6 protein-coding genes and 1 pseudogene are annotated in these 11,834 nt (G+C 62.0%); 4 read left to right on the top strand and 3 right to left on the bottom strand.

The genetic code is table 11. The features are described from left to right. Window positions 1-548: 548 nt before the first annotated feature. Entirely contained in the window at window positions 549-2,534 is a 1,986-nt protein-coding gene (locus EKD05_RS24105) for a subtype A tannase (RefSeq protein ID WP_129677968.1), read from the top strand. A 227-nt stretch (window positions 2,535-2,761) separates the two neighbouring features. On the opposite strand, the gene EKD05_RS24100 is transcribed toward EKD05_RS24105, so the two are convergent. Continuing rightward, window positions 2,762-7,144 carry a LamG-like jellyroll fold domain-containing protein gene (locus EKD05_RS24100; protein ID WP_165360944.1) on the bottom strand — a complete coding sequence of 1,461 codons (4,383 nt, stop codon included), beginning with the start codon at window positions 7,142-7,144 and terminating at the stop codon, window positions 2,762-2,764. Window positions 7,145-7,919: 775 nt separating this feature from the next. Beyond that, window positions 7,920-8,354 (bottom strand): annotated as a pseudogene (locus tag EKD05_RS26920) (thrombospondin type 3 repeat-containing protein); the annotation flags it as partial. 1,077 nt (window positions 8,355-9,431) lie between these two features. Between EKD05_RS26920 and EKD05_RS24095 the strand changes: the two are divergent. Then, window positions 9,432-9,998: a hypothetical protein gene (locus EKD05_RS24095; protein ID WP_129677956.1), complete on the top strand. Its 567-nt coding sequence runs from the start codon at window positions 9,432-9,434 to the stop codon at window positions 9,996-9,998. Here EKD05_RS24095 and EKD05_RS24090 read toward each other — a convergent pair. Continuing rightward, window positions 9,978-10,523 carry a TetR/AcrR family transcriptional regulator gene (locus EKD05_RS24090; protein WP_129677954.1) on the bottom strand — a complete coding sequence of 182 codons (546 nt, stop codon included), beginning with the start codon at window positions 10,521-10,523 and terminating at the stop codon, window positions 9,978-9,980. The genes EKD05_RS24095 and EKD05_RS24090 overlap by 21 nt on opposite strands. A 214-nt stretch (window positions 10,524-10,737) precedes the next feature. Between EKD05_RS24090 and EKD05_RS24085 the strand changes: the two genes are divergently transcribed. Further along, entirely contained in the window at window positions 10,738-11,184 is a 447-nt protein-coding gene (locus EKD05_RS24085; RefSeq protein WP_129677952.1) for a hypothetical protein, read from the top strand. A gap of 250 nt (window positions 11,185-11,434) precedes the next feature. Then, window positions 11,435-11,834, top strand: a 400-nt coding sequence (locus EKD05_RS24080) for a DNA/RNA non-specific endonuclease (protein ID WP_205704073.1), incomplete at its 3' end; no start/stop codon positions are given.

Genomic DNA, 11,834 nt, shown 5'->3' with positions numbered 1-11,834 from the left:
CATCAACATTCTCAACCGGGGCGGACAGCTCCGTTGGTCGTTAAGCTCGCCAGAAGGCGGGTTGGGCCAAGAAGCCGTGCGGCTTATGGTTTTCAAGAAATTAATCCGCTCGACCAGCCCTCACAGGTCTGCCAGACCTGTGAGGGCTGGTCGATGTCGCGTATACCGGATTATTTACTGCAACACCATTAGCCGCTGCGGAGTGTCACGCAGAGACGGGTAGGCGCAGAGGCGCAGAGGGAGAACAAAGGAGGGTGCGACGTGGTTGGATTGATCGTTCTAACGAGCCGGTCGATTTAACTGCGCGCTGTCCTGCGCTTTTTTGGGATTGCGACACCTGCTGGCAGAGACGGGGCTGCGCATCAGCGAGGCGCTGCAGCTTGACGTTAAACGCAAGAGCAGCTCAGAGCGTTGCGTCTTTGCGTTAAAACGATCCAGTCTTCAAGGTATTGGGCTCAGAATGTCTCTAGCCGTTCTTGAGATTTGCTTCAGAAACGTTTGGTATGATCCTTTTGTCATGCTTCTACGTAGACCGAGGAGTCATATCTATGCAACGCGTATCGTCCAAATTCGCCGCCCTGCTGCTGGTCATGCTTGTCGTACTCAGCAGCAGCGCCTGCAGCAGCGCACCACCTGTGAGCAACTCGGCTCCCACCAGCGCCCCCCAACCAACGACCGCAACAGAACCAACGGTGGCCCCAGCGACGGCTGTCAGCAGCGCGACTGCTGGCACGGAGGCTGCGGCGACTAGTGCGCCAGCTCCAACCACGCCCAGTTCGGCAAGCGGAGATGCCAGCAAGGATGATGCGTACGCTACTGCGCTCAGCTTCAACAACGCGGCCTGGCAGTACGACGCCGACAACGATGTCTACTGGCAGATTGGCGTCGTGTATGCCGCTACGCCCGCAGCGGCTGAGTACGAGAGTCTCGGCATTTACGTGCCTGGTGCGTATCTTACGGCAACCGCCAATGGCGACGGCAGCTATACGGCAACCCCCAATGCGCAGGGTGAGCGTAATGGCTTTAGCGCAGCGACGGCCCCGATCGTTGTGCCGGTGAATACCGGCGGCTACAGTGCCCAGAGCGCACCGACCGCGTATAGCTACGATGGGCTGGCGAGCTACCTGGAGGCTGGCTTCATCTATGTCTATGCGGGTGCCCGGGGCCGAGCGAATGGCTATGATGCTAGTGGGACACTCAGCTACAGCGGCGGTGCGCCTTGGGGCGTGACTGATTTCAAGGCCGCGATTCGCTTTGTGCGCTATAACCAGGCGCTGCTGCCCGGCAATACCGACAACATCTTCGTCTTTGGGATGAGTGGCGGCGGTGCGCAGAGCACCTTGATTGGCGCGAGTGGCGACAGCGAGTTGTACCGGCCCTACCTTGAGTCAATCGGCGCGGCAATGTACGATGCCGAGGGGCAGGCGATCAGCGATGCTGTTGCCGGCGTGATGGCCTGGTGTCCGATTACCAGTCTGGATTATGCCGACCAGGCCTATGAGTGGAACATGGGCCAGTACGTCACGACGGATACGCGAGCGGAGGGCACCTGGACGGCGGCGCTGTCGAAGGATCTGGCCGGATCGTACGCCGACTATATCAATGCGCTTGAGATCACCGACGGTGAGGGCAATGTCCTGAGCTTGACCCAGACCGCAGAGGGGATCTATACGGCCGGAAGTTACTACGACTATCTGTTCGGGACGGTGCAGACGTCACTGAACAACTTCTTGGCGGATACGACCTTTCCCTACACTGAAACCGTAGGTGGCTTTGCGGGCGCTGATGGCGGCTTTGCGGGTGGTGGTGCCCCAGGGGGCGGGCCACCAGCTGGCGGGCCACCAGCTGGCGGCCCACCGGCGGGAACACTGCCGGGTGGCCCACCGTCAGGGACCGGTACAACCTATCAGACGGTGCAGGAATACATTGACGCCCTGAACCAGGCTGGGCAATGGGTCACCTACGATGCTGCGACCAACACCGCAACGATCACCAACCTTGCCGATTTCGTCAAGAGCCAGAAGACTCCCTCCAAGAGTGTGGGCGCTTTCGATCGACCGGATCGCAGCACAGCCGAGAACGATCTCTTCGGTAACGACGAGAATGACACCCTGCACTTCAACGCAGGCATCGCCCAACTGCTCGCCGACAACCAAGCCAGCTATGCCCAGGCGACCGATTGGGATGCCTCACTGGTCGAGGCGTATGCGACGGATGTGCAGGCGCTCGATGCGTTTGGCAACAGCATGGCGTACCGGATCGACGCATACAATCCGATGTACTATTTGCTGCCGTTTTACGATGGCTATCAGAGTGCCACGGTTGCGCCGAACTGGCGCATTCGCACCGGGATCAAACAGGGTGACACCGCAAATACGGTGGAACTGAACCTGGCCCTGGCGCTTGAGAGCTATGCCGAGGTCGAAACGGTTGATTTTGCGACCGTCTGGGGTCAGAGCCATACCCTGGCCGAACGGACTGGCAACTCAACCGATAACTTCATTGCCTGGGTGAGCGAGGTTGCGCAAAAGTAGCTTGCTTGCTCGTCTGTAATTTGATCAGATCAAGAAGCTGGAAGTTTGCCGGTTCTGGTGACGACGGCCAGTTCCAACCGGCGGGGCTCAGCAACCTAGCGCCAAGCCGTCGCTGGCGGAACCAACCGGAACCGAGCAATGCGCCGGGGCACCAGCAGGCGCTCCTGTATCATCAAAAGCAGGCTTGTCAGCGCTCAACAGCATTCGACTGACAGCCTGCTTTGTATCTACCGCCTGGTTATGGGCAGGTATTGCCGGAAGATGGCTGCATCACCGACGGTGATCCGCCACGCTTCGCCAAGCGTGCTATTGCCGGCGGCGTCAATCGCCATTGGTTGCAAGGTGTGAGTCCCACTCTGCCAGGCTTCGAGGGCGTAGTGCCACCTGCCATCCTCTTGTTGCGCCACCTCCTCTTGGGTTATCTGCCCATCGGGCGTGGTGACGATGAGAAAGAGATCGACAGGACTGCCGTCACTGACGGTGCCGAGCAGCGTTGGGGCGCGGTTCGCGAGCCCGATGGTGTCGGTGATGGCACGTGCTTCAAGTACCGGGGCAACACTGTCTACCCAGTAGCTCAGGGTTGCGCCCAGCGTGCGGTTGCCGACCTTGTCACGCGCGTAGATCGTTGAGACGACGTTGACGTTGTCGTAGGCGGCTGTCTCAGCGAGCCGGTAGTTCCATTGGGCGCTGCCATCGGTGGGCAGGCGATCGGTGGTGAAGCGGAGTTCGCCCTGACGATAGGCCCCGGTATCGTCGGGATAGGTGTCGCAGATGCTCAAAACCCATGTTCCTTGGGCGGGTTCGCCGATCAAGGCGGCGAGTGCCTCTTCTGGGGCACGTTGGTTGACAAAGGCAGGCCCGTCCAAGGGATGATCGCCCTGGTCGTTTGCCGCGAGCATCGTCGCCCGGTCACTCAGGCGGACGTTGTAGTGTTCAGCGCTGATCTCTGCCGACGCTTCGCCAACCAGCCGTACCGTGGTGCCCTGCGGCGAGCGCAGCGTGATCAACAGATCGCCACGGTAGGTGTGCGCAAGTTGCAACCCGACCTCGACATCCATGATGGTGAACGCATCAGTGACGACAACGTCGCGCGTGATGGTGTTGCCCGGCGCACAGACACCGGGCTCCGTGGCGTCGGGGATGACCACCGGTGTCGCCGGGAGGTCAGCGACGACGCTGCTCCCGCTGGCGACGCTGGTGCCATCCACGGTGATGGTCGCCGCGTCACAGACGCCTGCGGTGCAGACCTCGACGCCCGCCGACAGGCGATTGTCGTGAACGCGACCGCTGAGGATCGCCTGACGTCCGCCTAGCAAGACGCCGGTGATTGGTGCGGTTGCGCCAAGCGCCGGGGCCAGATCATCGCGCACGGTCAGCGTCGGTGCCGTACGATCAATGACGGCGGTGCCCCACGGCGACCACGGACCGACCTGGCCAAAGGCGTCGGTGGCGCGGGCGCGTACCCGGTAGACGGTACCGTCGGCGGGGTTGCTCGCCCCTGCCTGCCAGGGGCATTGCCAATGACCATCGTCGTCGTCCGGATCGGTGCAGGTGATCAGGCCGCCCCCAGGCCCGTCGATCGCAAGTTCGTACTGGTTGACTGGCGAGGCGTCGCGTACGATCCCCATGATGGTGGCGTCCGCCGCCGGGACTAGGCGGATCGGTGCTTCAAGCGCGACCACCGGGGCTTCGTTGTCGGGTGTGTGGTTGATCAAGGTGACGACAGCCGATGTGCTCGCCTCGGGTGCAAAGCCGCAACTACCCTCAAGCGACCCCGGCCAGGCCTCGACGCGCACTTGGCCGAGGGTGCCGCGCTCGAGCCGGAAGCTGATGGACGCTTCGCCAAAAGCACCGGGGGCGAGCCCAGGCAGATCTAGGAAGAGACAGCCGCCGACAGGGGCAACCGTGGCGCTTTCATCGAAGCCAAACCGTGCCACCAGCGGCCCTGAGGGGGTAGCGGTGTTATTCTGGTAGCGCACGGTATAGGTAAAGACCGCGCCTGGCTGGATGGGCCGGAAGTTCGTGGCACCATAGCGCGCCATGATGGACGCGATCGCATCGAGGCTGCGCGGAGCCTCGGGTTGGCACGCCAGGGCATCACGATTGTTCACACAGTAGGTCTCGTTCAGCCAGCGGCGGAAGTCCGTCGTAGCTTGTTCTGTCACCTGATCCCAGGCCGTGAGCAAGGCCTGGCTCCCTGGGGCCAGCAACTGGATCTCGTCATCTTCTGAGCTGGTCACCAGCGCGCCCTCGCTGCTCAATATGTGCAGATCGAGGCGGTTAAGCGAATGGTTACAGGCTCCGTCATTCAGATCGAGCGTGTAGGCAGTGCTCATCCGCAGGCGATGCGGTTCGCCGAGCGCAGGGGCCATGCGGTTGACCCGCGCACTGTCAACCGGGTTGCGGGCAGGAATGGCCGCCCACGTGCGCAGCGCTCCTTCCTCGACCGCAAACGCGACCAGGCCAATTGTCCGTATGCCTTCAGCCTCCATCAGTTCCATCGGGAGCCAGAGGTCGGTCAGATTGTCTGCGGCACCGTTGAAACGATAGCCGTAGCTCGCCAGATCACGATCCGGCAGAGTCGCCTGCTCGACCCACTGCCCCCCCGCTTCGTTCCAGCGAAGCAAGATCGCTGTTGCACGATCACGCACCCAGAGCGCGTAATCGGCGTGGAAGAAGGCGTAGGGATAGCCGCCTGGATTGGCGTTGCTCAGGTCGCGCCCCGGCAGATGCACGATCGTCTGGTCGCGGGTCGCCGGGTACGGGTTGTAGGCCACGTTGCTGCCGACCCACGCTGGCGTACCATCCGGGCCTGCTTCCTGATTGGGGATGGTGTCGAAGTAGATGAAGAGATCGCCGTCGTGCGCCCAATCAGCCCCGGCCCAGGTCAGCCGTAGCGTATCGCCGAGCCAGGTCTCACGGGTGGCGTAGAGCGCCTGGCTCGGCGCATTGCCAGCGGTGCGTTCGCTCAGGCGCTGATCGTGTCCCACAAGCGTACAGTCCGTCTGCATCCAGCCGCGGTACGGACGACTCGCGTCAGGTCGTTCGAGGTCGCTGGCACTGGTGTAGTCGGGGAGCGTCAATAGATCCTGGAAGAATGGCCCGGTCAGTTGCTTGCTCACCTTGCCATTGGCATCTTTGGCGTAGATGTAATGATAATAGACGCGCCCATCACCGGCTACGCTGGTCGTCAGCGTTGCCGTGAAGTCAATGACGAGATGTGCTGTCCCCGGTTGCAGGGTTGTCAGAGAGCCGTTGAAGAATTGATCAACCCAGCCATACTGCAGTTCGACCAGTTCCTGCTCATCGGTCACGGTGAAGGCGACCGTCGCTTGCAAAGCGGGGGTGCGGTACGTCTGGCCGATGTTTGCCGGGGCGCCGTCGAAGGTGATCGCTGGCGTTCCGATCTGTGGCCCATGCGGGTCGAGCGTGACGCTGAGGCTGGTGGTCGCAGTGATACCTGTGGTTGTCGTGACGACCGCCGTGAGCGTGTAGGGTTGCGCCGTTGGCACGTTGGCCCCCAGTTGCACATCGGCAAACCAGAGTCGCCCGCGCACAATGGCCGGGATGCCACGGCGTTGCACTGGGCCGTCGAGCGCGAGCCGCAGGTCGGCAAGTGTCTGCGTAGTGCTGATAATGCCGCGGATGGCGAGCCGCCCACTCGGGCTGAGCGTGAGTTCGCCGGGGGCATCATCAATCAGCAGCAGCGGCGGCGTTGTGGATGACTCAGCCGTGGCAAGCGGGGTCATCACGTTGGCCGCCCCAACCTCGACGGCGGCTGGTTGCGCGATCACCAGGGCTGCTGGGCTGATCGGGGCCAGCAAACGGGCCTGTTCTGCGTGCATGGCTGGCATCGCTGCGCCTTCCCCGAGGCTCGCCGTGGTCTCGTTGCCCAGACGATCACGCACAGTCGCACGCACCGCGCCGCTCTGAGTTCCCTCGACCGTGCAGCGGAAGGTTGTGCGGAAGGGGAGCACGTAGCCGCGCCCTGCTGCCGCAAGCAGCCACGGCAGCACATACCGCTCGCTGGTGCCCTCGTGCAATTCACACGGCGCAAAGCTGAGCGCGTCCGCATCGAGGTTGAGATCGCTGGCGATCAGTTCGTAGGTCGTCTGCGTCGGCGCGATCTGGCGCGTCAAGACGGCCCGCGGCGCGAGCGTATCAAGCTGGCCGATCCAGGCTGCCGACAGGATCTGCTGGTTGCCAACGCTATCGGTGCTGCGCAGGTGCAGCGCATAGTTCCCCTCAAGCCCGAGCGGCGGCGTGGTTTGCCACGAGGCCTCGGTCACGCCGCTGCCCTGGGCACTCAGGGTCGTTGGCTGCCAGCCAGCCACCGTCAAGGCGCGAACCTGGTCGGCGGTGAGGCTGCGCTGGTAGATCTTCAGGTCGTCAAGCTGACCCTTGAAGTGATGGTTGGTGCCTTGCTCTCCCGCGCCAAGCCAGAGTGCGCCGGTGCCGTGATAGGCGTCGGGCGCGGTACGATCAGCGGCAAGCAGCTCTCCATCGCGGTAGATCACGCGCTCGCCCGTCACGGAGTCGTAGGTACAGGCCCAGTGGTGCCAGTTGAGGTCGCTGACGGCCTGGGGCGTGGGTGCCGTTCGCCAGGTCAAGCAGGTTGCCCGCAAAGCGCTGGCTTGCGATCGGTTCCAGGGTGCGGGTCACAACACCGCCACGCGGCAGATGCTGCTGCGGCTGCAAACAGAGACCCGTATAGATCGCCAGGTCACTCAGGCCGCTCGTTGGCCCCTCGAGTTGCAGGTCAAGCTCAGTGCCACGCTGGGTGAAGGTGACCGAGTTGGTGATCCCAAGGGCCAGGTGCAACGCGGGGTTGGTGGTGGGCAACGGCGGATGCACCCCGCTCAGGCGCACTTCGAGCATCGGCACCAGGCGCAGATCGCCATAGGCCAGCCGCGGGTCATCCAGCGTGGTGCCCTGCCCTGCCCCATTTGCCACCGAGGCAAAGGTTGTCTCGCGGGTGCGCACAACCTGGCCCGCCGAGTCACCCCCCGGCCAGTCGAGCACATTGAGCGCGTAGGTCAGATTGGTGTCACGGGTTGGGCGCAGTTGAACATCGATCAGAATATCACGGTCTTCCGCGATATTCTCAAAAGTCAGCGCCAACTCACTACGGCCATCGAGCATCCGGTACGGCGAAAGATCCACCTGATCGTCAACCTTATCGCCATCGTTGTCGGGATCGAAGATGTCGGGCATACCATCACGATCAGTGTCAACACAAAAACCAGTTGCTGGCGAGCGTTCGGTCAGGGAAGGACGCAGCAGCGCCGGGCACTCGATCCCATCAGGCAAGCCATCCCCATTGCTGTCGGGATGCCGCGGGTTCAAATACCAGAGCCTGCCGCCGGGTGCGGAACGTACGCCCTCAACTTCGACATTGTCCGTGATTCCGTCGCCGTCGGTATCGTCCTTGAGCGGATCGGTACCAAGGAAGCGCACCTCAACGCCATCCTCCAGCCCGTCACCATCAGTATCAGGGTTGTTGGGATCAGTCCCGTAGAGCAAGGTCTCTTCGGCATTGGTGAGCCCGTCGCCATCGTCATCACGCCCATCGTCATCCGCACGCAACGAGCCAAGGCTTGCCCCCCCGGTGAAGGTCACCGGTGCGCGCGAGGGGGTCAGTTGGGCCGACGCTGGCAGGTCAGGATTCCAAGCAGGCCGATCATGGGCGTCATGCACCCGGGCCAGTTCCGCCTGCTGCTCACGTTCCGCTATCTGCGCGGCATGTTCAGCGGCCAGTTCAGCGGCAAACGCATTGACCCGTGGCGCCTGGAGCAGCGGGGTGACAACGAGGCATGTCATCACCAGAGCGGCGGCAAAGGCTTGCTGGCGCCGTGAGGCGACGGCAGAGACCAGGAAGAGCATAACTCCAGCGGCGAGCACCAGCACCACCAGTTGGAGGCTCGCCGCCTGCCAGAACGTCGATGTCGTCGGCAAGCCCAGGCTATGCAAGGCGGCCCCAACGGCGCTGCCTGGCGTCATACGAGGCACAAAGTTATAAAAATCGGTCGTGATCTGCGCGCTGACCGGCTCACCCTGCGTGGTCGGGGCCAGATCAAGGTGCAGCACCAGGCGCACCGGCAAGCCCTCGGGGCTCACCCAGAGTTCACCGGTACCCGTGGTTTTCGCAAGCTCATCGGCAGTGCCAAGGCGCAAGCCAACGGGTAGGCGTCCCTCGCGACGCAACTGATCTTCCATCTGCTGCCGCATCAGCGCAGCAAACGCCGGGCCATGCACACGAAAGCCATAGCCACGCAACTCAGGGCGCGCCGGAAGTGGCGCAAGCGCGTGAACCTCACGTGCATCCACCAGATACGCCATCAGATCCTGACCGGGCGCAAAGAGCTGACTCACATCCTCAACTGGCTGCCAGGTCTCACCAGGGATGCGCCCATAGGCCTGATCGCCGTCGATCCGCACCTCGATCCCCGTCTGGCGATCAGCCACCGAGCCGCCCTCACCCCAGAGCATCAGATCCATCCGGCGTGTCGGCACATCGAGGCTTCCCTCGAGATAGAGCGTATTGACCTGGGGCTTTTGCCCGACGGCTTGCAAACGGGCAGCCGGATAGATCGTCTGTTCAAGCCTAGACGTATAATGATAAGCGCCCGCCCGACGGGCCAACTTCCAGGCGTGCTGAACGTCCTGGGCGGGGCTACGCGAGCCAGTGGCAAGCCCGACCACAAGAGCGAGAGCGAGCAACCCGAGCGCAACAAGACCGAGCCGGGTGAAAGATGGAGGAGTAGAACGAGGATCGTCTTGCATAATGTAAAGTCCTTCAAAATCAGATCATCCTCATGGTACGCCTACAAAGCTTTTCAAACTAGCTAGACAAAAGTACTGTACCGCAATGGTACTACTGGCCTTGATGCGCAGTGCGTGTCACCAACCGCGCTCCGCCTGACCGGTGATCGTCACCTCCTCTACCGCGAAGCCTCGGTCGTCGTTCCGCAGGAACTCGAGGGTGAACTCTTTCCTGAAGGGACAACCGCAGGTCAGGTAGTCTTCCTCATGATCGACGAAGTCGTCGCCGAAGGCCAGGCTTGCTCGCGGCGCATATCCAACGAAGCCTCGGGTTGTGGCGAAGGGCGTACTGTCCTGGACGGTCGTCCCTCAACGGTCGTCGGGGGCATCCTCATCCTCATTCTCATCCTCATCCTCATCCTCATTCTCATCCTCATTCTCAGGCCAGCAGGTATGACAGAGGCCGTGCCGCAGCGGTTCGGCGGGCTTTCGACAGCCATAGCAAAACCCAAACGCCGCATGTCCATCGAGAATCTCGTCGGCGTTACAGTCGTGACGATCACAGGCCAAGTTGACGATATCGAAAACGGTCGCGGCGCGCAGTGCGCGGAGTGGATCGTGCGAGCGCAGGTAGCCGTGGAGAAAGCAATGGTAATTCTGGCCATCGTGAATTTCTTCTGTTCAAGCCATCTTGAGCTTTAATCCGGCCAGTGCCGCAGCCGGTACCTCATCATCTCCAAGCGCATCAAACATAACAAAGCCCTCGATGATGGTGAGAGTCAGCGCCGCAAGCAGTTCCCGCTGCTCCTCTGTGTCAACCTGCAGCGTGTCAGCGATCCAGCCTCGTAGCGTCGCACTGATGCGCTGGGCAATCGTATGAAATGGCGCTTGTCCCCCTGCCGCCAGGGGGAGGAGTTCAAGCCAGAGGCGCATATAGGGCCGGACGTGCGGATCCTTCACCATGCCTGCGAGCATAGTCAGGAGGGCGTCAATCGGTAAGGGCTCGAGCCGAGCCGCATCGAGCATGGTGATCAAGCGTTGGCTCACGAGCGTGAGTGACGCGGTGAGCAACTCCTCCTTATCGCCGAAGTAGTGGAGTAGCATCCGGTCGCTCGTCCCCACCGCAGCCGCGAGCGGGCGGAGACTCGCACCCTGCAGGCCGTGGGTGAGCAAATGATCGGCCAGGCGCTCAAGCAACTCGGCTCTGCGCCGCTCTCCCTTTTTCATCGCAGTTCGTCCTCCTTGGCAGGCGTGGAGCATCTGCCACCCACCGAGGTCATGAAGCAAATGCCCCCATTGTAGTCTGAAGGGGGCTGGAAGGCAACAGATGCGGCTTGCGCTTATTCGGGTCTCCCCCCTTGACAAAATACGTAGCAGTTGCTACACTTCTGGTATAAAATGTAGCAACTGCTACAAAAAACATTAGAAGTGGAGCGACACCATGTCTCACAAGGTTCATAAGTTCTGGCTCAAGGTCACTGCTTTTATCGTCGGCTCGTTTGGCCCGGTTTTTTTCCTGGGGACGATGGCGTTCACCTCAGAGCCCGCCCGCCTGTCGCTGGATCTTCTGAGCTGGCCGATCGACGGCATGCAGACCTATACATCGCCTGACACGCAGTTTCTGTCCGCGCTTACGGGCGGCTTCCTCTTTGGGTGGGGCGTGATGATTTGGTGTCTGTCAGCCTGGGTGTACGACGCAGCGCCCGAGGCTGTGCGTCGAACGGTGCTAGCTGGCCTGCTCGCCTGGTTCGCGCTAGACAGTGCGGGGTCGCTCGCATCCGGACACCCCTCGAATGTCCTCTTCAACGTGCTCGTCCTCCTGCTGGCGGTCGGTCCGCTGTGGCGCCCCGCGCAGCCTGAGTCGGCCACGAACGTGCGGCATGCGTAGGGAGCGGTTGCGGCTATAGGTAGGCGCGAACGTAAGCTGACAGAGAACACAGCCTGCGGCAAAGGCCTGAGGACGGGGTACGATTATCTTCCGCATGAAGGGACTTGAGTACGATTGCGTATTCATACCCGCATGTGAAGAAAATGTGGTACTATCATTATGATAGCGTAGATGATATTCGTGGATCAATCTCATGTGTCAGCGCACACCACTGACCTTCAGTGCCGCCGCGCTCCCGGAGGAACCAGCCATGACTCAGCCCCGTCTCCGCACCACGCGCATCCTGCGCGTCACGCTCCTCACGCTGCTCACGCTCGTCTTGCTGCTCGACGGCCTGACCGCCGCCGCTCAGCCGTCCCTCAGTCGCCACCTGGCCCTCGGGATGCCCACCTCGGCTGTCACCGACGTCAATTCCTCTGCCGACTACCTCATCGTGCGCGATCAGTACGCCCTGAGTTACCACCGCGACCGGGGCATCCCGAACTGGGTCAGTTGGCACCTCCAGGCCAGCGATCTGGGGGACGTGCCCCGCTACAGCGGCCCCTTTATCACCGATCTCAGCCTCCCCGCGAACTGGTACCGCGTCACCCACAACGACTACACCAATAGCGGCTACGACCGAGGCCACATGACCCCCTCTGCGGATCGGA

It is taken from the genome of Candidatus Chloroploca sp. Khr17 (genome assembly GCF_004138165.1).
Lineage (GTDB): Bacteria > Chloroflexota > Chloroflexia > Chloroflexales > Chloroflexaceae > Chloroploca.
The sequence above is the reverse complement of the archived record's forward strand: the minus strand, read 5'-3'. Positions and strand labels throughout refer to the sequence as shown.

What these genes read in the sequence shown, in the direction of transcription:
- EKD05_RS24105 (WP_129677968.1), top strand. Translation starts at nt 549, where the DNA reads ATGCAACGCGTATCGTCCAAATTCGCCGCCCTGCTGCTGGTCATGCTT.
- EKD05_RS24090 (WP_129677954.1), bottom strand. Translation starts at nt 10,523, where the DNA reads ATGAAAAAGGGAGAGCGGCGCAGAGCCGAGTTGCTTGAGCGCCTGGCC.
- EKD05_RS24085 (WP_129677952.1), top strand. Translation starts at nt 10,738, where the DNA reads ATGTCTCACAAGGTTCATAAGTTCTGGCTCAAGGTCACTGCTTTTATC.